The following is a 23,525-nucleotide window of genomic DNA, read 5'->3' as shown; positions in this document are numbered from 1 at the left end:
CCGCACAATTAGTTGCATTGACAATTAAATGCGTCGCGCTACGCTCGGCCATCATGCGCGACCAGTTCACCGCCGACGGGGGGATCGTCCTCGACAATGCGCTCGGCTACTGGGTGGCGCGCGTCTACCTCGCCTCCCGCGCCGCGATGTACCGGCGCTTCCGCGCGCACGGCGTCGAGATCACGCCCGAGCAATGGATGGTCCTCGTCCGCCTGTGGGAGCAGGAGGGCGTCACGCAGACGCACCTGGCCGAGCGCACCTTCCGGGACGTGCCCACGATGAGCCGGATTATCGGGCTCATGGAGCGCGACGGCCTGGTCGAGCGCCGGCTCGACCCGACGGACCGGCGCGCCCGGCTCGTCTACCTCACCGCGCGCGGGCGAGCGCTGCGCAAGGCCCTGTCGGGCGAGGCCATGGCCCTCGTGGAGGAGACGCGCGCCGGCATCCCGGAGGACGATCTCCTCACGACCCGACGCACGCTGCAGCGCATCCTCGCGAACCTCGAGCCGGAGGGCTGAAGATAGCCCTGCCCTCCGGGCGGGCCTTTTCATCGCCAATTAGTTGCATAGACAATCAATTAAGGAGACCACCGAATGAGCCAGACCGCGGCTTCCCCTCACTTTCCTGCGCACACGCTCGACACGGCGCCCGCGGCGGCCCGCCCTGCGCTGGAGCAGGCCTCGCAAAAGTTCGGCTTCCTGCCGCTGCCCTTGGCGCGCTTCGCGACCTCGCCGCTCCTTGTGCGCGCCTTCGACGAGCTCCTCTCGGTCTTCGAGGGGGCCACGCTCTCGCCGGTGGAGCGCGAGGTCGTGGTGATGGTCGTCGCCGGCGAGAACGGCTGCGATCTCTGCCGCGCGATGCACCGCGGGCTGCTCCTCCGCGCGGGGGCCTCCCCCGAGGTCGCCGCGGCGCTGTTCGAGCGAAGGCCGGCGCCGGACGCGCGCCTCCAGGCGCTCGCGGCGTTCACCGAGGCGACGCTGCGCGAGCGGGGCCAGGTGCCGGACGAAGATCTCGACGCCTTCCTCCGCGCGGGCTTCACCGCCGAGCAGGCCCTGGAGGTGATCGTCGGTATCGGCACCTACACGCTGTCGACGTTCGCGAACCGGATGACCCGCACACACGCGCTGCGCTGATGCGCCCGCGAGCGCGGGGCCGAGCCCGAGCCGTCCGGGGCAAGGTGCTGCACCGCCGAGTCGACGACCTCAGGGATGAATTCAATTCTCCAGGGAGGGTGCCGACAAGCTAATCATACACGGGCGACCCGCGCTGTCAGCCATGACAGCGAGTGTCCCAGCCGCGCAGAAACGCCGGGAATATTGCTCAAAATTGAGCACTACCGCCCCACGGCGGGCGAACTCAGGGTGTCGAGATTTCGTTGCACGTGAAGAGGGGGCTGGGGAGGCAATCGCCGCTCGCGCAATCCTCGTCTGCGTCGCACTCCTCGCCACCTACCAGCTTGCAAAAGCCCTCGCCATCGCAGACGTTGATGCCGCTGCAGTCCGACCCGTCCTCGCTGCCGAGCGGGACGTTCGAGCACGTGCCCTCCGACCCCTCTACGTTGCAGGCCATGCACGCCGTGTCGCAGGCGGCGTTGCAGCAGACGCCGTCGACGCACAGCCCGCTGGCGCACTCGCCCGCCGCCTCCGTGCACGCCTGACCGTTCGCGGGCTTGCACTCGCCCGCGGCGTCGCACGCCTGGCCCTCGTCGCAGCCCAGGCCCTCCGTGCCGGCCGCGGCCAGCGCGCAGGCGCCGTCGTCGTTGCACTCGTGGCACCGCGCGCAATGCGCGTCCTCCGCGCACTCGGTGAAGCAGGCGTTGGCTTCCGGATCGCAGGCAAACTCCTCGCACTCCGTCTCCTCGCCGGGCGCGCACTCCACGCTCGCCCCGTCGCAGGCGCCGCGGCTCGTCGCGACGCCCTCGGAGCACGTCGCCTCGCCGCACTCGGCCTCGGCCTTCGAGGGGCCGCACGTGCCGTCCTCGTCGCCCGACTCCTTGAGCGCGGCGGTGCAGGCGTCGCAGTCCGCGTCGCAGGCGGCGTTGCAGCAGACTCCGTCGGCGCAGAAGCCGCTCGTGCAATCCTCGGCCGCCGCGCACGCCTTGGCGATCTCGCACTGCGGACAGGTGGAGCCTCCGCAGTCGACGTCGGTCTCCTCGTTGTTCCTCGTGCCGTCGTCGCAGGCGTCGCCGCCTCCGGCCCCGCCGCCGCCGCCGTTCGCTCCCAGCACGTAATAGCCGTCCTCCAGCCCGGCCAGCGCGGCGCATCCGCCGGACGCGGAAACCACAAGTCCGACCACGCCTATTGCCATCCACGCACACACCGCCGCTTTCGAGCCACCCATGGCGATGGACGGTCATGGGTTAGCCCGCCAGGTGTCAAGAAGGCTGCGACAGTCCGCCGTAGGCGGGACGTGACCATCGGGCGACCGTTCCCATGGCGGCGCGATGGGTGACGCGAGAACGGGACGGAGTTGCGGCGCGGCTCCTGCACTGGATCGGCCGTCGAGACCACGGCAGACCGGTTGCTCGAAATTGAGCATCACCTTCGGCGGCTACACGTGGACCTGGTTCGCCATGCTGCGCCCTCACCCCGGCGCCACGACCACCACCGCCGCGCGCTCCCCGCCGTCGCTCCCGGCGAGGGAGACGGCGCACGGGTGCGGCGCGAAGCCGCGCGCGAACGCCTCCGACGCGATCGCGAGGTGCAGCGGCATGGCCGCTGCGCCCAGCGCGCCGATCCGCTGGGCGGGGCACTCCAGCTGCTGCGGATCGCAGAAGAGCTGCTGCGTGCGCACCGACGCGGCCTGGAGCTCGAAATGGCGGAAGGTCTCGAAGGTGAGATCGGTGAGCACCCAGCCGGCGCGCACCCCGCGGTCGGCCATCGGCGCGAGCGCTGCGCGGAGCGCGGCGGTGAGGCCCGCTGCCTGGAACGCGGACTCGTCGTTGTCCGGGCGGGCCCGCTCGTGCGCCGTGGAGACGCCGACGATCTGCCCCAGATCGCGGAGGAGCGCGCGCCGCGCGATGTCGGGGCGCGCGAGCACCACGAAGGCCGCGCACTCCCCTGGGACGAGGGCGTCGAGGTTGTCCGACCGGAAGAGCCGGCCCGCGGCGTCGAGCGCGGCGATGCGCGCGGGGTCGTAGTCCGTGTGTACGCCGCCCAGCAGCGCCGCGTCGATCGCGCCCCGCGCGAGCGCGTCGCACAGCTCCGGCAGCAAGTACCCCGGCGCGGCGGGGCCGCGCGTCGAGACCTTGACCACGATCTCCGGCGCGTACGCCTGAGCGCGCGCGGCGAGCTCGGCGGCGACCCGCTGCGCCGGGGCCTCGCCCCCCAGCGGGCGCTGCCCGAGGTGCTCGTCGAGGCACAGGCCCATCTGCATGCGCAGCCCTTGCGCCGCGGGCCCGAGCTTCTCGAGCGCCTCGCGGAGCGCCCGCTCCGCGAGCAGGACGGCGCGCTCCGCGCCCGTGACCCGCGGATCGAGCGTGGGCAGGAAGCACATCGTGACGGGCTCGCCCTGGCCGTCCACGAGCGGCGACTCGCGCATCGCCGCGGCCGAGGCGCGGTGCGAGAAGGCGGTGTCGATCGCGCGCAGCCCGATGGGCGTGACCGCCCCCGCGGCCACCATGACGGCCAGGGGCCTCACGCTCGCCCCCGCTCGCGCACGATCACGCGCGCGTCCTTCATCCGCCGCGGCGCCTTGACGTGCGCGCGCCAGACCATCTCGACGGCCACCGGCTTCTCCGGGCCGGTGGCGTAGAGGTCGACGAGCACGGTGTCGAGGTGGGGCGCAAAGGCGACCGGCGCGCGGTCCTTCACGTGGAACTCGATCTCGACCTGCACCTTCGGGAGCTCGAAGCTGAGCGCCCCGTCGGGCGTCAGGTTGAGCGCCCGCACCGGCTCGCCGCCCGTGAGCGGCGGATCCGCGATGAGGCCGGGCGAGGCGCAGAGGTTGAAGCGGTGGTCGAAGTCCTCGGGCAGGAGCGGCGCGCGGAGCTCTCGCCACGCGGCGTCGTACGTCCCGGCGTACGCGCGGCGCGGCTCCCAGTGCCGGCCGATCGCCCCGATCCCCGCGGGCGGCGGCGCGGTCTTCGCGGTCCTGATCGGGTACGAGGGATCCTCGATGGCCGGCGCCGGCTGGTGCGTCAGCGAGGCCGGCGCGCGCGTGACGCCCGTGCCGATCGGGTTGCGCGGCTCCTCGAGGGGCGCCGCGGGATCCTCGTCGTCCCGCCCGCCCCACGCGTGGTCGTAACGCATGTCGATCTGCTCGATGGGCGTCGGCGCGGTGAGGGCCGCGCCCTTGTCCACCCAGAGCCGCTTGCCGAACACGACCAGCGATTTCCTGAGCGGGCCGACCTCGACGCGCACGTCGAAGGAGGGCGCCGCCTTGCCGTTCGGCGCGTACGCCGTGGCCACGAAGATCACGTCGGTCGCCGGCTTGAAAAGGCAGATATCGGCCGGGTACGCGACGCTCTCGGGCTTCTTCTCCTCCCAGGGCAGGTCGGCGAAGCGGACCCCGCGCGTACGCTCGGGCGGCGCGACCTCGAGGCTGCCGTCGTCCTGGAGCTCGAAGCTCGCCTTGACGATGGTGACCAGCTGCTCGCCGTCGCGGTCGATGAGCAGCTGGGGGTGCGCGGCGAAGTCCGTCTTGTTGTCGAGCGGGGGCTGGCTCATCGCGGGCGCATTATCGACAGGATCGGAGCCGATGTCTCTTCGCTCGCGACAAAGACGCGCGCGATCACCCCGCCGGCGCCGCGTCGGCGGCGTACACGTCGAGGCCGTGGCCGCGCAGCGCCGCCTCCACGAGCGCGATCGGCTCGGCGCAGGCCGGGTCGTCCGCGCCCGCCCCGGCGACGACCGCCGGCAGCGCCCGGGCCACGACGAGCCGCACGGCGCGATCGCGCAGCGCGAGCGAGAGCGGCACCGCCCCGAGCAGGAGGCGGTGGCCGTGCAGCGCCGCGCGGAGGTAGAAGCGCTCCCGGTCGGGGGCGCGCGCGGGCGAGAGGAGCAGCGCGGCGAGCACGTCGTGCTCGGCCAGCGCCAGGGTCGCGTCCGCGATCCACTGCGTCGCCCTCCGGGCGAGGTCCAGCTCGCTCCGCCAGGCGGCGTCCTCGCGCGCCCGCCGCGCCGCCCGGCCGTGGAGCGCCGCGAGCCACGGCGCGAGCGCCGCGGGATCCAGCGGATCCGGCCGCTCGAAGCGCGCGATCGCCCCGCCGGTGAGGCCCTCGGACTCGAGGGCGGCGGCCAGCGAAAAGAGGCCCGCGGCGACGTCGGACGGGGGCGCTGCCGCAGCGAGGCGCCGCGACCAGGCGACGACCTCGGCGCGGGCCGCGGTCGCGCCGGGCGCCACCTGCGCGCGGTCCGGCAGCCGAGCGATGTCGATGCGCTCGTCCAGATCTCCCCGCGCGACGAGCCGCGGATCGAGCAGCGGCGCGCCGCCGGGGCGGCCCACGCTGGCCAGCACGCAGGCGCACTCCACGGCGACCGAGACCCGCACCGACTCGCCGTCGTCGGCGAAGCTGGTCGGGAAGGTGCGGCACCCGAGCGGCTTGGCCTCGGGCCCGCCGCTCGCGTGGAGCGAGCAGCGCCCCTCGCCCTCGAGGTACGCGCACCGGCCGTCCCGCATCGCCACGACGGAGGCGGCGCACGGCCACGTCCCGCGCTCCGGCGTGAAAGCCCGCTCGTGCCGCGCGCCCCCGCTCAGCACGTCGGGCCGCAGCGCCCGCGCCCGCGCGGCCTCCTCGGGGTCGAAGAGGATCGAGGCGTAGATCCGGCAGCAGCTCCCGCCGCCGTCGCAGTGCAGGCCGAAGTCGGGCAGCACCTCCAGCGGGCGCTCGCGGGGATCGCGCTCCCCCGGCTCCAGCGCGGGCGCCGCGGGCATCGCAGGCCCCCAGGGCGCCGCGTCCTCGCCGCCGTCGTCCGCTCCGAGCAGCCCGGCGGCGTGGAGCTCCGCGAAGAACGCCTGCGCCGCGGGCACGCGCGCGTGCGCGCCCTCGCGGGCGGCCGCGATCACGATGCCCTCGACGTCGCGCGTCCCGTCGGCCGCGGAGAGCAGGACCCACTCCCGCGCGCCGAGCTGGAGCAGCTGCCCTGTTCGGACATCGTGGAGGATGACGCGCTCCTCCTGGCCGACCAGGTGGCGCCGCGCGAGCACGTGCGCGGCGAGGCGAGGGCGCGCCGGCGGCGTGCTCGGGCTCACCCGGGCACGCTATCCGACGCCGGCGGCCGCGCGCCACCGAAACGAGCCGCGCCGGCCATCGCCGCCGGACGCCGCCCGCCGCGCTCCCGGGCTCCGCTGGCGGGGCGCGGAGGCCGCGGCAGCCTCCTCACCGCACGCACTTCACCCACGCTGCCGTGAAGTAGTTCCACTTGCCGCTCTCTCCGGCGTTGAACCCGGTGAAGCCGTCGTCGAAGTTGAGCGCCCAGGCCGCCGAGGCGTTCCCTGCGGCCGCGTGAGAGCCCCAGTACCAGTCGTTGCTGCGGGCGCCGTACTGCGTGTCGGGGAACATCGTCCGGTTGATCGACGGCGCCACCTGCGCTTCGTCGACAAGGGTCGCGAGCTCCCGGATGCTGGGCAAGCGCCACGTGTGGCCGTTGAGATCGAGCGTCGCGCAGTAGCTCGCCGCCTCGGCCCAGGCCAGCGTGGCCGGCGAATACCCCTTCTGCCAGACGAGGCCTGTGTACTTGTCCATCACCTCGCCGGGCGACACGACGGTGTACTGGTCGGGCGGGGCCACGGCCGGGCTGCTCGGCGCCTCCCCCTCGCCGTTGCCTCGCACGCAGCGCAGGCTCGCCGCGGTCGCCTTGGAGTAGGCGTTGCTGACGATCCCGTCGCTCAGGTTGAAGGCCCAGGCATAGTCGCGCCCCGCGCCGGCGCCGGCCTGGCGGATCGTGAGGATCCAGTCGGACGAGGTCTTGTGGAAGCCCCCGCGCGCCCCCGGGAACGCGCCCCTGTCGATGGCCGGGCTCCGGGTGAAGTCGACGATCGACGTCATCTCGATGCGCGTGGGAAGGCGCCAGTCGGAGGACCCGCCCAGCGTCAGCTCATCGCAATAGCGGATCGCCTGCTCCCACGTGTACGCCTCGGAGGGAGGCGTCTCCTGCCATTCGAGGCACGTGACGTTGTCGCGCACCACGCCGCCCCCCACATCGGTATAACTCGCGGGGTTGGGCAGGCCGCTGCCCGCCGGGTTGGGCATGGGCCAGCACGCCCACTTGTGCGTCCCGCAGGCAGCGGCCCTGCTGCATGGTTCGGGCGCTCCGCCCGCCCCGCCGCTGCCCGGGCCACCGCCCTCCCCGGCTCCTCCGCCTTCCCCCGGCGCGCCGCCGCTCGCGGTGCTCTCCGCGCCGCCGCCCTCCCCGGCCCCTCCAGCGTCCCCCGGCGCGCCGCCGCTCGCGGCGCTCTCTGCGCCGCCGGCCCCGGCGCCCGTCTCCGAGGCTCCGCCCGTCGCGAGCGCGCCGCCCGTCCCCCGCCCGCCGCTCCCCGCGATCGCATCGCGGTCGCCGCCCTCCTGGCCGCACGCCGCGGCCGCGAGCACCACGCCGAGCGCGACCCCCGTCCGGGCACGCGCCGCGGGGACCGACATCACCCAGGTCGCGTCAACGACCCACCGCTTGCTTCGATTCACAGGCACCTCCGCGCGCTCAGGCCAATGCCACAAGATAAATATGTTCGAACCGCACCAACCTATCACACGCTGCGCCGGGATCGTCAACGCACGTACCGGAAGAATGTATATTTCCTGCCAATCGACAGAAGACAGAAAATTCCCAGCGTCGTCATCTCAGCTCATGCTCGTTGTGCTGAGTGCTGAGTCGCAAACCCTACCCGCCTCCGGCAGGCGCAACGCCCCCGATCGCACCGGGCGACCGCGCGTTCCCGTGGCCTGACAATTCTTCGATCAGCCTTAACCCGTGACGTCCCGCGCGCACACCATCCGTCGATCGGAGTTGACACAGAAAATGTGAACGCTCACAATGAATTCCAGCGGGCATTATTTGTCCTCCAGATCCATTCGCGCGCATCGGCTTGTCGGAGGTGACGCGCGAGGGTCCGATGGTGGAGACCAAGGAGTGGTTCGGCCTTTGGGGACGCGGAGGGTGGACCCCAGCCACGGGGGCGCGCTGTGGAGAGATCGCGCCGCCAGCTTTGCGGCAGATCACGGGGACAACGGCCGGGGACGGGCGACGCCACGCGTGATGTCAACACGTTCTTGAAAGTGAATAAGCAAGGAGACCAGCCGTGAAAGAGACGAAGTCCTGGGGCAAGGGTTGGGGGGTCGTAGCGCCCTTCCTGTTGGCGCTGCTCGCGATGGCGGGGTGCGACGAGAAGAGCGAGGGGACGGGCGCCGCGCCAGCCGAGGGCGGCGGCTCGAAGCCGAAGATCGTCAAGCTCGCCTTCGTCACCAACAACGCGTCCGAGTTCTGGAAGATCGCTCAGGCGGGCGTCCGGAAATACGAGCAAGAGAGCAAGGTTCAGGTCGACGTGAAGATGCCGTCGAACGGCACCACGGAGGAGCAGAACCAGATCCTCGAGAACCTCTCGAGTCAGGGCTACGACGCCATCGCCGTGAGCGCCATCGCGCCGGCCGATCAGGTCCCGGTGCTCAACAAGGTGGCCGAGAAGAGCAAGCTCATCACGTTCGACTCGGACGCCCCGGCGTCGAGCCGGCTGCTCTACATCGGCACCAACAACCACGAGGCCGGCAAGGCGCTCGGCGCCCATATCGTGAAGCTCCTCCCGGACGGCGGTAAGATGGCCGTGTTCGTCGGCACGCTCTCCGCGGACAACGCGAAGCAGCGCCTGCAAGGCATCCAGGACGCGATCGCCGGCAAGAACATCGAGATCGTCGACAAGCGTGAGGACAACACCGACCGCGCCAAGGCGCGCTCCAACGTGGAGGACATCATCAACGCGCACCCGGACCTGAAGCTCGTCGCAGGCCTGTGGTCTTACAACGGCCCCGCCATCGCGGCGGCCATCGAGGCGCTCGGGAAGAAGGGCAAGGTCCTCGCGGCGGTGTTCGACGAGGAACAGGAGACGCTCACGGCCATCGAGAACGGCACGATCTCGGCCACGGTCGTCCAGAAGCCGTTTCAGTTCGGTTACCTGGCGAGCAAGTGGGCGCACGAGCTCGCGACCAAGCCCGACACGGCGAAGGCGCAGATCCCGGCCAACAAGAGCATCGACACCGGCATCGACGTGATCGAAAAGACAAACGTGGCGACCTTCAAACAGCAGCTCGCCGAAATGAAGAAGTGAGCGTGACCGCGTCCGCTCCGGATCTGCTCTCGATGCGCGCGATCACCAAGCGGTTTCCCGGCGTGGTCGCGCTCCAGGGCGTCTCTCTCTCGCTGAAGCCGGGCGAGGTGCTCGCCCTCATGGGCGAGAACGGCGCCGGCAAGAGCACGCTCATGAAGATCCTCGGGGGCGCCCTGCAGCCCGACGAGGGCGAGATCCGCATCGATGGGAAGAGCGTCGCCATCGAGAGCGTGCGCGCCGCCAAGCGACTCGGCATCGCGCTCATCCATCAAGAGCTGATGCTGGCGCCGAACCTGGACATCGCTGCCAACATCTTCCTAGGTAACGAAGGCGGCGCGACAGGGCCGCTCCTCCGTCCGCTGCCGAAGGGCGACATGGTCGCCCGCGCCCGGGAGCTGCTCCTGCGCGTGGGCTTGCCGCTCCCGCCCTCGACCCCGGTGTCCGCCTTGACCGCCGGTCAGATGCAGATGGTCGAGATCGCGAAGGCGCTCGCCCTGAGCGCGCGCATCCTCATCATGGACGAGCCGACTTCGTCGCTCACGAGCGGTGAGTCCGAGCACCTCTTCGGGATCATCCGCAAGCTCCGGGCGGACGGCATCGGCATCGTCTACATCTCGCACCGCATGGAAGAGGTCATGACGCTGGCGGACCGGGTGACGGTCCTGCGCGACGGCCGCTTCGTCGGGGACCTCACGCGCGCAGGAGCGACGCGCGAACAGATCGTCTCCATGATGGTGGGCCGCGAGCTCAGCGCGCACTACTTCCCGGAGAGACGGCCTCGCAAATCGACCGAGCCGGTGCTGGTGGTCGAAGGGCTCGTCGTGCCCGGCGCGCCCACGCAGATCTCTTTTTCGGCCCGACGCGGGGAGATCCTCGGCTTCGCCGGCCTGGTCGGCTCGGGCCGCACGGAGCTCATGCAGACGATCTTCGGGGTGACGAAGGCGCTCGGGGGGCGCATGACGCTCGAAGGCAAGGAGTTTGCGCCTCGAAGACCCAGGGACGCCATCGACCGCGGCGTCTACCTGGCGCCGGAGGATCGCAAGCGCCACGGCCTCGTGCTGCCGCTCAGCATCGCCGAGAACACCTCCCTGCCCAACATCGGGAGCTACAGCCGCTGGGGCTTCCTGAACAGGGAGAAGGAGCGCCGGGTCGCCGAATCAGAGGTGGAGCGCTTGAGGACGAAGACACCCGGCATCCGTCAGCCCGTCGTGAACCTCTCCGGCGGAAACCAGCAGAAGGTGGTGCTAGGGAAATGGCTGGCCATGAACCCGCGCGTGCTCATCCTGGACGAGCCGACGCGGGGCATCGACGTCGGCGCCAAAGCCGAGATCTACCGCCACATGACCGCCCTCGCGGATGAGGGCATCACGATCTTGATGGTCAGCTCGGACATGGAAGAGATCATCGGAATGAGCGATCGCGTCGCCGTCATGCACGAGCGACGCATCAAGGGCGTGTTGCCGCGGGAACGGCTCAGCCAGGAGCGGATCGCGACCTTGATGACGGGACACGCCGACAAGGAGGCTTTGTCGTGAGGCGCGAGCTCGGGATGACCATCGCGCTCGTCGTGATGTGTCTGGGCCTCTACATCTCGAACCCGGATTTTCTCGGGCAGTCGAACTCGATCAACACCCTGCGGCAGATCTCGATGCTCGGGATCTTCGCGATCGGCATCGGGTTCGTCATCATCGCCGGCGGCATCGATCTGTCGATCGGGTCCGTGATCGGCCTGACGGGCGTCCTCATCGCCAAGCTCTCGTCGAGCCAGACCGGCGGCCTGGGTTACCCGTTGTGGATCGGCATTCCGGTGGCGCTCGGCGTGGCGCTGCTGATCGGCCTCGGCCAGGGCTTGTTGATCACGCGGCTCAAGCTGCAGCCGTTCATCGTCACGCTCGGCGGCATGTTGTTCTTGCGCGGCCTGTCGCAGACCATCGCCCAGGGGGGCACGCTGAGCCTCGGTGGCTCGCCGCTGCTCGCCCTCGCGAACGGCGGGCTGCTCAAGAGCGGGAGCGACGCGCTCGTCCCGTACCCGCTCCTGATGTTCCTCGCCGTGAGCGGCGTGGCGACCTACGCGCTGCACTTCACGGTGTTCGGCCGTTACGTTTATGCGATCGGCGGCAATCGAGACGCGGCCGAGTACTCCGGCATCAACGTGCGGCGGGTGGAGACGTCTACCTATGTGATCTCGGCGGGCCTCGGCGGCGTGGCTGGCGTCTGTTACGCGTCGTACATCGGGCAGATGTCGCAACAGGTCGGCATCGCGTACGAGATGTATGCGATCGCCGCGGCGGTGCTCGGCGGCTGCTCGCTCCGCGGGGGTGAAGGCACGGTGCTCGGCATCATCATCGGCTCCGCGGTGATGCGCGTCATCGACAACGGCATCAACATGTTTCAGCTGCCGTACGAGGACGCTGACCGCATTCAACGCATCTGGCGCCTGGACCCGAACTGGACCTTCATCATCATCGGCGCCGTGATCCTCGTCGCCGTGATTCTCGACCAGATCGTGCACATGGTGCAGACGAAACGGCGCATCCGGCACGCCTCCGCGGCCGCCGCCGAGGCGGCGCCGAGCCTACAGGCGGCCGCGGCGGTCAGCGCAGCGGAGTCGCCTGCCGCGCGAGCGCCAGATCACGAAGGCGCCTGAGCTTTCCGGCGATGGGGGACGAACCGGCAAGTCGCCACGAGCGCCCCGCCCTGACCGTCAGGGAAGTCGTCGCCTCCTCGGCCCGGCGGTCCGGCCTGAGCAGCGCCGGAGCTCGTGACCCCTGTCGCCCGCCCTGACTCGGCGCCATGGATGGGCGCATGTCATCACCTACAAAGAAGACGTCTATCGGCAGCTCCAGCAACAGCAGGCCGAAGAACAAGAACAAGCGGCATCACTGGAAGCGCTACCGCGGCCAGGGCAAGGCACATCACGGGTGATCGCCTTCACAGGGAGGTGAGCCGACGAGCGCAGCCCGCCGCCCGACCCACGAGCGCGGCGGCCGCGACCACGCCGCGCGACCGCAGCGTCGCCGGCGGCAAGCGCGCCTCGGGCGGCGGCGCCAGTTAGGCCTCGGCGGATGGCGGCGCCAGCACCCCGCCGAGGTCGAATAGCGCCAGATCGGAGACCCCGGCCGCCGCCGCGACGGCCACGTCCTCGCGACGCTCGGCGACCAAGCGGTAGACCGGCTCGTCGCCAAGCGCGCCCTTCCCGACCGCCCGCGCTCGGCTCGAGCGGCCGCACGGCCTCGCGCCGCGCCCAGGCGAGCCGCGCAACCGCACCCTACCAGCCGAGCACGCCGCGCGCCCCGCCCGCGCGGCGTCCCCTGCGCTCTCCGCGGGCGATCGCCGAGCGGATTGAGCGCGCCGCGCGCTCCCGCGAGCGCCCGACGCACCGCCGCGAGCGGCCGGTCGAACGAGCTCCTCCGCACCGCTCCCCTGGCGCCCACCAGCCGCCGGCGCGCCCGCGATACCTTCGGACTCACCGGGCTCGCTTGCGGACCGCCGACGTCGCTCGCCACCCGAAACCGCAGCGACGGAATCCGCATGCCGCCGTGAGCAAGGGGCGGCTCGCGGCGCTATTGCATGGCGCGAAGCGCCCGAGCGCGTGCGTCCCGCGCTAGACACACAGCGGGACACATGGGTATCATGGCGAGAGTTTGCACTCACAGCCCACGTGCCGCGCGAGCATCGCGCGGGAGGAGCTTGTCGCGCATCATGGAAGCGCCGGTTCGTCCAGGGGATTTCCTGCTCGGCAGGTACCGCGTGGAGCAGGTGATCGGACAGGGGGGCATGGGGGTGGTGGCAGCGGTCCGCCACCTCGAGCTCGGCGAGCTTTTCGCCATCAAGTTCCTCCTGCCGCAGGCGCTCACCAACGCCGAAGCCGTCGAGCGATTCCTGCGCGAGGCACGTGCGGCGGCACGCCTCAAGGGAGAGCACGTCGCGAAGGTCTATGACGTGGGTCGCCTCGAGACGGGGGCGCCGTACATGGTCCTTGAGTACCTCGACGGCGCCGATCTCAAAGCGGTGGTCCGAAGCGCCGGTCCACTGCGCTGGGAGGACGCGGTGCTCTACCTCCTCCAGGCCGCGGATGCGATCGCCGAGGCCCACGCGCTCGGCATCGTTCACAGGGACATCAAACCCGCCAATCTCTTCCTCATCCGGCGGCCCAACGGCGCGCCCTGCGTCAAGGTGCTCGACTTTGGCATCTCGAAGCAGATCGCGCCGGACAACGTGGATCTCACGAGGACCGGGACCATGCTCGGCTCCCCCCTGTACATGTCGCCCGAGCAGATGATGCGGAGAAAGGACGTCGATCTCCGCAGCGACATCTGGGCGCTGGGCGTCGTGCTCTACGAGCTTGTCACGGGCAGGGTACCCTTTCCGGCTGAGACGTTGACAGAGGTCGTCGGCCGCGTACTCCAGGAGGAGCCGCCGCTGCCGAGCCAGCTGCGCCCGGGCCTTCCGTTGGAGCTCGATCGAATCGTCGAGCGCTGCCTGCAAAAGCGGCCGGAGCTCCGCTTTCAGCACGTCGAGGAGCTCGCCGGGCATCTGAGGGCGCTGCTCGGAACCTCCGGTGCCTTCGAAGGCGTCGCCCATGCGTCACGGCCAGATGCCCGTGCGTCACGGCCAGATCGTGCCAGCCATCCAGGCATGATGCTGCTTCCGGGCGCCGTGGTGCCTTCGCAAGCGTCACAACCGGGTCAGGGGGCACAGCCAGGGGGCACCCCCGCCGAGTTCCATTCACCTGAGCGCGTATCTGCCCCGGGGGTCACGCCCGCCGTGAGCGCGCCGTTCCCTATGGCGAGCACCGGCGCCTCGACGTGGTCGAAGACAGGCGCTTCTAGCGGCGTATCCCGGGGCCGGAGAGTTGCCGGAGCCGGCGCCGCCGCCGTGCTGAGCGCGGCGATGATCGCAGCCGGTGCCGTGTGGCTCACGCAAAGGCAGGCCACACCGAGCTCCGGTGCTGCGACGTCCGTCAGCCCTGCGGCCCCCCCGGAGGCACCCTCCACTGAAACGCCGACGCGCTCGCCTTCCACAATGAACGTGTCGGATGCGCCCGACACGCCAACCGTCCGTACCACCGCAGCAGAGCCCGTTGCGTCGGTGGTGTCACCGTCGGCTGCGAGCGCTTCTGCAAGCGCTGCCGCGTCACCGCCGACGGCGCTCCCCTCGACGCAGCCAGCCGCCCCCCTAGCGCCTCGACCGCTGCGCGGGAGCAGGCCGGCCAGCACCGCTACAGCTGCGCGCGCCCCTGCGCCTACCGTGACCGCGACACCGCCGTCGACGGCTAGCGCTCCTGCCCCGCCGCCGATCACCACCGCGCCGAGGAGAGAAGGCGTCTTCTAGCGCCGGCGCCCGGAGGACACGAACAGAATGGGAAGGTCTTTCAGTTGTCGAGCGACGACGATGCGAGCGCTCGTCCTCTGGCTCGTCATGCTCTCTCCAGCCGCGGCTCACGCGCAGTCGGTGGATCCTCAGACGGCGTTGGCCGCTCAGGCGCTCTACGAACAGGCGTCCGCCGAGATGGACGAAAAGAACTACGTCAGCGCCTGCCGCAAGCTCGAGGAGGTGACCCGGCTCGTGCCGGAGGGGCTCGGCGCCAAGCTGACGCTCGGCGAGTGCTACGAGGCGCTCGGCAAGCTCGCAAGCGCCTGGTCGCAGTATGCGCTCGTCCAGGCCATGGCGCCGAAGGCGGGTCAGATGGAGCGCGCGGAGCGGGCCGCGGCCAAGGCGGGGGCTCTGAGGCCAAAGCTCGCCACCTTGACGATCGAGGTGCCCGAGGCTGTGGCGTCGACGCCTGGGCTCGCGATTACCCGCGACGGAGTACCGGTCGGAGCGGCGCAGTGGGCTGCGCCGCTACCCATCGACGCCGGCGGACACGAGATCGTGGCCATCGCGCCGGGCCGCAAGACGTGGAAGAAGCAGGTCGAGATCGTGGCCGATGGCGCCCAGGTCAAGGTCGCGGTCCCGCCGCTCGATCCCGAGAAGATCGCGGGCACCGCAGGGCCCGCGCCGAGCGCCAGGCCCGAGCGGCCCTGGCAGCGGCCGGCGGCCTTCGTAGGGATGGGGCTCGGCGCGGCCGGCCTCGCAGCTGGGGCGGTGCTCGGAGGTCTCGCGGTGGCAAAGAACGGCGAAAGCAACGAGCAGAACCACTGTGACGCGCAAAATCGCTGCGATCCCACGGGGATCTCGCTGCGACACGACGCTGTGGGGCTCGGGAACGGCTCGACGGTAGCCTTGGTCGTCGGCGGCCTGCTGGCGGCGGGTGGCGTCGTGCTCTTCGTGACGACGCCTTCGGCTGGCGCGAGCGGTGAGCGGGCGGCATCGCGCGAGGCGCCGCTGACGGCCAGCATCGCACTCCTACCAGGCGGCGTCGCGCTGCGAGGGATCTGGTGATGAAGAGGAAGCTGATACGCGCGGGCGCGGCGGCCACGGCGCTCGCCATCATGGTGGGCTGCAACCAGATTGCGGGCATCCGCGAGGGGATCCCGCGGGACGAAGAGGTGGTGGCCTGCTCCACGGTGGATGACTGCAGCGTTGCGGAGCCGGAATGCCGCGCGGCAGTGGCGTGCGAGCAAGGAAGCTGCATCTTCGACGATGCCATCGACGGGACGCCGTTGCGCGAGCAAATCGAGGGCGACTGCGCTCAGGTCGTCTGTGACGGCGCCGGGAAGACGAAGCTCGTCCCGCTAGAGAGCGATGCGCCCGACGACAGCAACGTCTGCACGCTCGATACGTGCGAGGGCACGCTGCCGAGGCACACGTCGCAGGGCGAGCTGCCGTGCTACTCGGGCCCGCGGGCGACAAAGGGCAAAGGCATCTGCAAGGACGGGCTGCAGCGCTGCGACGAGGCAGGCAACCCAGTCGGCGGATGTGAAGGCGAGGTGCTTCCCCAGGCCGAGACATGCGTCTCGCTGTTCGATGAGGACTGCGATGGCGAGGTCAACGAAGAGGGCGAGGCATGCGTGTGCCGACCTGGAACCATCGAGCGATGCTACACGGGTCCCCAGGGCACGGAAGGCGTCGGCGTGTGCAAAGGCGGTACGTGGACCTGCACCACCGACGGGCGGGCCTGGGGCGCCTGCCTCGGCGAACGGACGCCCGAGAGAGAGACCTGCGACGCCGCGGAGGCGGACGAGGACTGCGATCGCGAGGTCAACGAAGAGGGCGAGGCGTGCGTGTGCCAGCCTGGCGCCATCGAGCAATGCTACACGGGCCCCAAGGGCACGGAGGGCGTCGGCGTGTGCAAAGGCGGTATGAGGAGCTGCAACACCGACGGGCGGGCCTGGGGCGCCTGCCTCGGCGAACGGACGCCCGAGAGAGAGACCTGCGACGCCGCGGAGACGGACGAGGACTGCGATGGCAAGGTCAACGAAGAGGGCGAGGCGTGCGTGTGCCAGCCTGGCGCCACCGAGCAATGCTACACGGGCCCCCAGGGCACGGCGGGTGTCGGGGAGTGCGCGGGCGGTACGAGGAACTGCAACACCGACGGGCGGGCCTGGAGCGCCTGCCTCGGCGAACGGACGCCCGAGGCAGAGACCTGCGACGCCGGTGAGACGGACGAGGACTGCGACGGCGAAGTCAATGAGGAGGGGGCGGACTGCCGGTGCGGCGACGGGTATGTATCGAACGGCGAGGAGTGCGACGACAACAATACGAGCAGCGCGGATACATGCGCGGAGTGCGTGATACAGCAACCGGTGCAAGTGGCCACTGGTACCTACCATACGTGTGCCGACATCGGGCGCGGGAAGCTGAAATGCTGGGGGAGTAACGACTCTGGCCAGCTCGGCCTCGGGGATACCGGAAATCGTGGCGATCAGACAGCGGAGATGGGCGCCAACCTCCCCATCGTAAATCTCGGCGTGGGCGCTGCCGCGGTCGTCATCGCCGCAGGTAATAATCACACATGCGCACGCCTCAGCGACAGCAGCGTCAAGTGCTGGGGCAGTAACGACTCTGGCCAGCTCGGCCTCGGACGCAGCGACGCCTACGTAGGCCGCGCCGCATCCGACATGGGCGACAGCCTCCCGCCTGTCAATCTCGGCACCGGGAAAACGGCAGTCACCATCACCGCAGGCGATTATCACACATGCGCAATCCTCAACGACAGCAGCGTCAAGTGCTGGGGATACAACAACTATGGCCAGCTCGGCCTCGGACGCAACAACACTAACATGGGCCGCTCCGCATCCGACATGGGCGACAGCCTCCCGCCTGTCAATCTCGGCACCGGAAAAACTGCAGTCGCCATCGCCGCAGGCGGCTCTCACACATGCGCGCTCCTCAACGACAGCAGCGTCAAGTGCTGGGGATACAACAACTATGGCCAGCTCGGCCTCGGACTCGCCAGCACCTACGTAGGCCGCGCCGCATCCGAGATGGGCGACAGCCTCCCGCCTGTCAATCTCGGCACCGGGAAAACGGCAGTCGCCATCGCCGCAGGCGGCTCTCACACATGCGCGCTCCTCAGCGACAACAGCGTCAAGTGCTGGGGATACAACAACTATGGCCAGCTCGGCCTCGGACTCAGCAGCACCTACGTAGGCCGCGCCGCATCCGAGATGGGCGACAGCCTCCCGCCTGTCAATCTCGGCACCGGGAAAACTGCGGTCACCATCGCCACAGGCGGTTCTCACACGTGCGCACTCCTCAACGACAGCAGCGCCAAGTGCTGGGGACACAACATCTATGGCCAGCTCGGCCTCGGACGCAACAACACTTACATAGGCCGCGCCGCATCCGACATGGGCGACAGCCTCCCGCCTGTCAATCTCGGCACAGGTAAAACTGCATTCGCCCTCGCCACAGGCGGTTCTCACACATGCGCACTCCTCAACGACAGCAGCGTCAAGTGCTGGGGACACAACATCTATGGTCAGCTCGGCCTCGGACTCAGCAGCGCCTACGTAGGCCGCGCCGCATCCGAGATGGGCGACAACCTGCCAACGGTCAAGCTCTTCTCCGATGTCTGGTAATGCACATCTACACAGGACGAGCTGACGGCGATAGCCGATGCTCGACTCGGCGAGTGCTCACCGTCATCGAAGAAGCGGCGTAAATCACACGCACCCCATCCCGACACGCGGGAGGAGGTCGCGCTGGCATGCCGCTCCGCATCCGAACCTGAGAAGCCACGACGATACCTGCGACACTCTCCGACACGCCTGTCCGATTAGGCCACTCCTATCGAGCCGGGGCGAGCGCTGGTCCGTGGATTCGTGCGGTGGCAGGTGCCTCCCAGCGCTCGGGGAGGCGCCTATCTCCCTCCAGTTCACTAGACTTCGGGCACAGACCAGCACTGGGCAGGCGCTCCATGCTTGAGCGATCAAACCGATCTTCGCCGTCGAGGAAGCGCGCCGCCCCCTCACACCCAGCCCGCCGCCCGACCCACGAGCGCTGCTGCCGCGACCACGCCGCGCGCCCTCAACGTCTCTCGGGGCAACCGCGCCTCGGCCGGCGGCGCCGTGAACGCCTCGAGCCACGCCTCCGCCGGCGGCCGCGCCAGCACCCCGCCAAGGTCGAACAGCGCCAGATCCGACACCCCGGCCGCCTCCGCGACGGCCACGTCCTCCCGGAGCTCCGCGACCGAGCGATAGACGGGCTCGTCGCCGAGCGCACCTTTCCCCACGGCGCCCAGCGAGACGCCCGCCCTCGGACCGAACCGCCGGGCGGCGGCGCGACACCCCCAGGCGAGCAGCGCCAGCGCGTCGTCCCGACCGAGCGCGCCGCGCGAATACCCCGCTATCAACGACGTATACAGCATCGCGCTGACGCGCCCCCACGGCGGCGCCGACACGGGCGTGCCGAGCAGCCGCTCCCAGCCGCGCGCCGGCCCGTCGACCAGGACGAGCGGCACGATCGCGGCCGACGTCGCGACCCCACGCGCGTGCAGCGCACCGGCCAGCTCGGAATACGTGCGCTGCGCGTCATTCCACCGCGCGCCCCGCCCGTGCGCTGTCTCCCGCGCTCCCGGGGCCGCGCCGCCGAGCAGCTCGAGCGCGCCGCGCCCCCCCGCGAGCGCCTGCCGCACCGCCGCGATCGGCGGCTCGAGATCGAACACGATCTCCGCCGCGGCGAGGCGCCGCGCGTCGAGCGCGTCGAGCAGCCGCGCGACGAAGGCGCCGAACGCCGCCGCGTTGCCGGCGCTCGCCCAGCGCCCGTCCTCGTCCGCGATCATCGGCCACACCGCGACCGCCACCCCCGCGTCCGCGCACGCCGCCACGAGATCCGGCAGCCCCGCCGCCGTCTCCGGCCGCACCGCGATCGAGAGCTCCAGCGCATACCGCCGCAGGAGCGCGAGCGTCCCGGGCGCCCGCACGACGTCGAGCGGCAACAGCTCGCTCCAGATCCGGCGGCGCGACGTCACGCCCGCCGCCCGCGCCGCGGCGCCGCCTGCGCCCGGCCGCCGCACGCGCCGCAGCGGCGCCGTTTCCTTCCGAATGCGACAGGGCCCCCGCTACACTCGCGCGTCATGAAGATCCTCTATGGCGTCGTCGGCGAAGGGATGGGGCACGCCATGCGCTCGCGCGTCGTGATCGAACACCTGCTCGCGCAGGGACACGAGCTCGAGATCATGGCGTCGGGCAGGGCGACCGACTTCCTGTCGAAGCGCTTCGCTGGGGTGAACCGCATCCACGGGCTCCACATGATCTACGAGGAGAACCGGGTACGGCGCGGCAAGACGCTCTGGTCCAACGTGCTCTCCGGCGCGACGGGCACGCCGAAGAACATCGCCGCGTACTTCGAGCTCATCAAGGACTTTCGCCCCGAGCTCACCGTCAGCGACTTCGAGTCGTGGACGTACCTCTACGCCAAGCTCCACCGGCTGCCGATCCTCTCGGTCGACAACATGCAGATCATCAACCGGTGCACCCACGACCCGGAGATCCTCGCCGGTCACGAGGCCGGTTTCCAGCTCACACGCGCGTTCGTGAAGAGCAAGCTGCCGTTCTGCAACCACTACGTCATCGCCACGTTCTTCCGGCCGCCGGTCCGCAAGCAGGAGACGACGCTCGTGCCGCCGATCCTCCGCCCCGAGATCATCGCCGCGAACCGCCGCCCCGGGGAGCACCTGCTCGTCTACCAGACCGCCGAGGGGAACGACGCGCTCTCGGAGACGCTCGCGAAGACCGGGCTCGAGTGCCGCATCTACGGGATGCGCCGGAACATCACGGAGGAGCAGGTCGAGGGGAACCTCCGCTACCGCCCGTTCAGCGAGGAGGGCTTCATCGACGACCTCGCCTCGTGCCGCGCCGTCATCGCCGGCGGGGGGTTCACGCTCATGGGCGAGGCGGTCTACCTGCGCAAGCCGATGCTCGCCGTCCCCCTCGGCCGCCAGTTCGAGCAGGTGCTCAACGCGCGCTACCTCGAGCGCGAGGGGTTCGGCCGCGGCGCCGATTCGCTGGACGACCCGGCCGTCGTCGCGGATTTCGTGAAGGCCATCCCGGCCTGTGAAGAGAAGCTCGCGGGCTACTCCCAGGACGGCAACCGGCAGCTGTTCGAGGTGATGGACGGCCTGCTCGATCGCGCCCACGCCGGCGTGCTCTGAGCGCAGCGGCCTGCACCGCTGCGCCGAGCGCCGCGGCCTGCCCCGAGCACGCCGGCTGGCGCTGAGCGCGGCTCGCCCAGCGCGCGCCGCGGGAGGCGTCCCCTACTTCGGCCTGCAGCCCTTGAGGTCCGAGCTGGAGACGCCGTTGCACTCCTGATCCGCGGGGCAGTCCGACTGCTCGACGCACGTCTTCAGGCACTGGAGCTCCGCGCTGTCGTCGGGCTTGCCGCAGACCGACCCGCCCTCGCACTCGCCCTCCGCGCCCTCTTCCTCGCACGCCTCGCCGAGCGCCGCCTCGCCGCTACAGCCCCACACGAGCAGCGCGCCGACGAAGAGCCCCATCCCGATCCACCTGGTTCGCATGCATGACCTCGCTTGTCTTCTGCCCAGCTGCACGCGGCAGGGGCGCAGCGGCGCCGCTCACGCGATGGCGCGGCGTGCTCTCGGCCCCCTCCGCACGTCTCCAGATGCTACCGCGCGTTGCGGCTCTTGACGCTCTGGCGTTGGCTCCACGACGCCGATGCGGTCTCCTCGATCCGGATGAGCACGGCGGTGATGTTGTCGCGGCCACCGTTCTCGTTGGCGCAGTCGATGAGCTTGCAGCAGGCGTCGGCGAGCACGGCGTTGTCCTCGACGATGCGCGCGATCTCGCGGTCGTCGACGAGCCCGTGGAGACCGTCCGAGCAGAGGAGGAACACGTCGCCCGCCTCGACGCGCTCCGCGCGCAGGTCGACGTCGACGCTCGGGCCGATCCCGAGCGCCCGCGTGATCACGTTGCGGGGCAGGTAGGCGAGGTCGCGCTCGGTGAGGTCGGGCCGCTCGAGGAGCGCGTCCGCGATGAGCGAGTGGTCCCGGGTCAGCTGCGAGAGTTCGCCGTTCCGGAGGAGGTAGCAGCGGCTGTCGCCGGCGTGGGCGACGTAGAACTTCCGCTCCCGCGGCGAGAACGCCGCCGCGACGACCGTGGTCCCCATCCCGCGGTAGAACCGCGAGTCGTCGGCGTGCGCGAAGATGCGGGCGTTCGCGTACGTCACGGCGGCGCGCAGCCTGTCGCCGGTCGACGCCTTGCGTCGCTTGCCGTTCCCCTCGCGGAAATAGCCGGCGATGGCGCTCGCGGCGATCCGGCTCGCGACCTCGCCGGCCTCGTGCCCGCCCATGCCATCCGCGACGACGTAGACGTTGAACTCGGGGAGGAGGATGTATCGGTCCTCGTTGTGGACCCGCTCCCTGCCGACGTCCGATAGACCTGCCGCGGTGGCGCGCATTCGCCCCGAGTCTAGACGACGCTTGGCCCCTCAGGGAACTAGGTTAATCTCCCCGCCATGTCCGACCTTGTGATCGACAACCCCTATACCCTCGACGAAGCCGTCCGCCGGCCTCTTGCAGACGAGACCGCCGTGGACCGGCTCCTCGACACCGCAGCCGCGGCCGCGCGGCGCTTCTCGCGCACATCCATCGCCGAGCGCGCCGCCCTCTGCTTGCGCGCGGTCGAGCACATCGAGGCCAACGCGCCGTCGATCGCCGCCGACATCACCCGGATGATGGGCAAGCCCCTGCGTCAATCCCGCAACGAAATCGCGGGGATGGCCAAGCGAGCCCGGCACATGGTCTCGATCGCCGAGGGCGCGCTCGCCGACGTGATCCTGCCGGAGCTGCCTGGGCTCGAGCGGCGGATCGTGCGCGCTCCGCTCGGCGTGGTCTTCAATCTCCCGGCCTGGAATTATCCGCTCCTCACCGCCGTGAACGTGGTCATCCCCGCGGTGCTCTCCGGCAATGTGGTGCTGCTCAAGCACTCGCCGCGCTCGCCCCTCTGCGGAGAGCACTTCGCGACGGCGTTCGCGGAGGCGGGCGCGCCGCCCGGCGTCGTCCAGGCCTTCCACTGCGACCACCCCACGTCCGAGCGCATCGCGTCGGACCCTCGGGTCAACTTCGTCGGGTTCACCGGTTCCGTCGAAGGCGGACGCCGCATCTATGCGGCCACATCGAAGAAGGTCGCCGTCGACGCCGGCCTGGAGCTCGGCGGCAAGGACGGCGCCTACGTCGCGGCCGACGCGGACCTCGAGAAGGCCGTGGACGGGATCGTCGACGGCGCCTGCTACAACGCCGGACAGAGCTGTTGCGCGGTCGAGCGCGCGTATGTCCACCGCGATCTGTATCCGAAGTTCGTGGAGGCGGCGCTGGAGCTGATGAAGCGTTACGTCCTCGGCGATCCGACCGACGAGCGGACGAACCTGGGTCCGATGGCGCAGCCGCAGGCGCCGGCGTTCCTGGAGGCGCAGGTGAAACAGGCGCTCTCTCGGGGGGCGCGGGCGCTCTGCGGCGGTCGGGCGACCCAGGTCGACGGCCGCGGGCGCTTCTTCGAGCCGACGCTCCTCGTGGACACGGCGCCCGACCTCGACGTGATGCGCATCGAGTCGTTCGGGCCGGTGCTGCCGATCGTGCCGGTCTCATCCGACGAGGAGGCGCTCGCGCTGATGAACGACAGCGATCTCGGGCTCACCGCGTCCGTCTGGACGCGTGACCGCGAGCGCGCCGCGCGGCTCGCGCGCGAGCTCGACGTCGGCACGGTCTACATGAACCAGTGCGACACCCTGGATCCGGCGCTCCCCTGGACGGCCGCGAAGAACAGCGGCAAGGGCGCGACGCTCTCGACGCTCGGGTTCCTGCACCTGACGCGGCCGAAGTCGATCAACTTCAAGATCGGCTGAGGGATCGAGCGCGCGGCCCTCGGCGC

The 23,525-nt window shown here is 70.5% G+C and carries 18 protein-coding genes; 10 read left to right on the top strand and 8 right to left on the bottom strand.

The genetic code is table 11. From position 1 onward, the window contains the following. Positions 1-53 precede the first annotated feature (53 nt). Complete coding sequence (locus WME90_RS16195) at positions 54-518, top strand: MarR family winged helix-turn-helix transcriptional regulator (RefSeq protein ID WP_437282024.1); 465 nt, start codon at positions 54-56, stop codon at positions 516-518. A 75-nt stretch (positions 519-593) separates the two neighbouring features. After that, a complete protein-coding gene (locus WME90_RS16190; protein WP_437282023.1) occupies positions 594-1,133 on the top strand; it encodes a carboxymuconolactone decarboxylase family protein in 540 nt (179 codons plus the stop codon). 223 nt (positions 1,134-1,356) lie between these two features. On the opposite strand, the gene WME90_RS16185 is transcribed toward WME90_RS16190, so the two are convergent. The 5 genes from WME90_RS16185 to WME90_RS16165 all read right to left on the bottom strand — a co-directional run bounded on the left by WME90_RS16185 (position 1,357) and on the right by WME90_RS16165 (position 7,621). Then, positions 1,357-2,283, bottom strand: a complete 927-nt coding sequence (locus tag WME90_RS16185) for a hypothetical protein (RefSeq protein ID WP_437282022.1) — start codon at positions 2,281-2,283, stop codon at positions 1,357-1,359. Positions 2,284-2,583: 300 nt separating this feature from the next. Beyond that, entirely contained in the window at positions 2,584-3,639 is a 1,056-nt protein-coding gene (locus tag WME90_RS16180; RefSeq protein ID WP_437282021.1) for a beta-ketoacyl synthase N-terminal-like domain-containing protein, read from the bottom strand. Further along, positions 3,636-4,667: a DUF2169 family type VI secretion system accessory protein gene (locus WME90_RS16175; RefSeq protein ID WP_437282020.1), complete on the bottom strand. Its 1,032-nt coding sequence runs from the start codon at positions 4,665-4,667 to the stop codon at positions 3,636-3,638. Before WME90_RS16175 ends, WME90_RS16180 begins: the two co-directional genes overlap by 4 nt. Before the next feature lie 64 nt (positions 4,668-4,731). Further along, positions 4,732-6,192, bottom strand: a complete 1,461-nt coding sequence (locus WME90_RS16170; protein ID WP_437282019.1) for a YkgJ family cysteine cluster protein — start codon at positions 6,190-6,192, stop codon at positions 4,732-4,734. Positions 6,193-6,319: 127 nt separating this feature from the next. Further along, positions 6,320-7,621, bottom strand: a complete 1,302-nt coding sequence (locus tag WME90_RS16165) for a DUF1566 domain-containing protein (protein ID WP_437282018.1) — start codon at positions 7,619-7,621, stop codon at positions 6,320-6,322. A gap of 614 nt (positions 7,622-8,235) precedes the next feature. Here WME90_RS16165 and WME90_RS16160 point away from each other — a divergent pair. The 6 genes from WME90_RS16160 (at position 8,236) to WME90_RS16135 (ending at position 18,221) form a co-directional block, all read left to right on the top strand. Next, entirely contained in the window at positions 8,236-9,255 is a 1,020-nt protein-coding gene (locus tag WME90_RS16160; protein WP_437282017.1) for a sugar-binding protein, read from the top strand. A 32-nt stretch (positions 9,256-9,287) separates the two neighbouring features. Continuing rightward, positions 9,288-10,790: a sugar ABC transporter ATP-binding protein gene (locus WME90_RS16155; protein WP_437283618.1), complete on the top strand. Its 1,503-nt coding sequence runs from the start codon at positions 9,288-9,290 to the stop codon at positions 10,788-10,790. Beyond that, the gene (locus WME90_RS16150; RefSeq protein WP_437282016.1) at positions 10,787-11,902 is read left to right on the top strand and encodes an ABC transporter permease; all 1,116 of its coding nucleotides are present in this window, start codon (positions 10,787-10,789) and stop codon (positions 11,900-11,902) included. The genes WME90_RS16155 and WME90_RS16150 overlap by 4 nt, the downstream gene beginning before the upstream one ends. Positions 11,903-12,957: 1,055 nt before the next feature. Next, positions 12,958-14,589: a protein kinase domain-containing protein gene (locus WME90_RS16145; protein ID WP_437282015.1), complete on the top strand. Its 1,632-nt coding sequence runs from the start codon at positions 12,958-12,960 to the stop codon at positions 14,587-14,589. Between the two features lie 60 nt (positions 14,590-14,649). Next, positions 14,650-15,639: a hypothetical protein gene (locus WME90_RS16140; RefSeq protein ID WP_437282014.1), complete on the top strand. Its 990-nt coding sequence runs from the start codon at positions 14,650-14,652 to the stop codon at positions 15,637-15,639. Positions 15,640-15,689: 50 nt separating this feature from the next. After that, positions 15,690-18,221 (top strand): hypothetical protein, encoded by a 2,532-nt coding sequence (locus WME90_RS16135; protein WP_437282013.1) that lies wholly within the window; start codon positions 15,690-15,692, stop codon positions 18,219-18,221. Positions 18,222-18,610: 389 nt separating this feature from the next. Here WME90_RS16135 and WME90_RS16130 read toward each other — a convergent pair whose 3' ends face one another. Further along, entirely contained in the window at positions 18,611-19,612 is a 1,002-nt protein-coding gene (locus tag WME90_RS16130; RefSeq protein ID WP_437282012.1) for a hypothetical protein, read from the bottom strand. A 105-nt stretch (positions 19,613-19,717) separates the two neighbouring features. On the opposite strand from WME90_RS16130, the gene WME90_RS16125 reads away from it, so the two are divergent. Continuing rightward, positions 19,718-20,794, top strand: a complete 1,077-nt coding sequence (locus WME90_RS16125) for an MJ1255/VC2487 family glycosyltransferase (RefSeq protein WP_437282011.1) — start codon at positions 19,718-19,720, stop codon at positions 20,792-20,794. Positions 20,795-20,896: 102 nt separating this feature from the next. Here WME90_RS16125 and WME90_RS16120 read toward each other — a convergent pair whose 3' ends face one another. Both WME90_RS16120 and WME90_RS16115 read right to left on the bottom strand, forming a co-directional pair. Then, positions 20,897-21,157, bottom strand: a complete 261-nt coding sequence (locus WME90_RS16120; RefSeq protein WP_437282010.1) for a hypothetical protein — start codon at positions 21,155-21,157, stop codon at positions 20,897-20,899. Between the two features lie 107 nt (positions 21,158-21,264). Next, a complete protein-coding gene (locus tag WME90_RS16115; protein WP_437282009.1) occupies positions 21,265-22,056 on the bottom strand; it encodes a Stp1/IreP family PP2C-type Ser/Thr phosphatase in 792 nt (263 codons plus the stop codon). Positions 22,057-22,113: 57 nt separating this feature from the next. Between WME90_RS16115 and WME90_RS16110 the strand changes: the two genes are divergently transcribed. Then, positions 22,114-23,499: an aldehyde dehydrogenase family protein gene (locus WME90_RS16110; protein ID WP_437282008.1), complete on the top strand. Its 1,386-nt coding sequence runs from the start codon at positions 22,114-22,116 to the stop codon at positions 23,497-23,499. Positions 23,500-23,525: the final 26 nt, after the last annotated feature.

Source organism: Sorangium sp. So ce375, from assembly GCF_051473855.1.
In the GTDB taxonomy this organism is placed as follows: Bacteria; Myxococcota_A; Polyangia; order Polyangiales; family Polyangiaceae; genus Sorangium.
The sequence above is the reverse complement of the archived record's forward strand: the minus strand, read 5'-3'. Positions and strand labels throughout refer to the sequence as shown.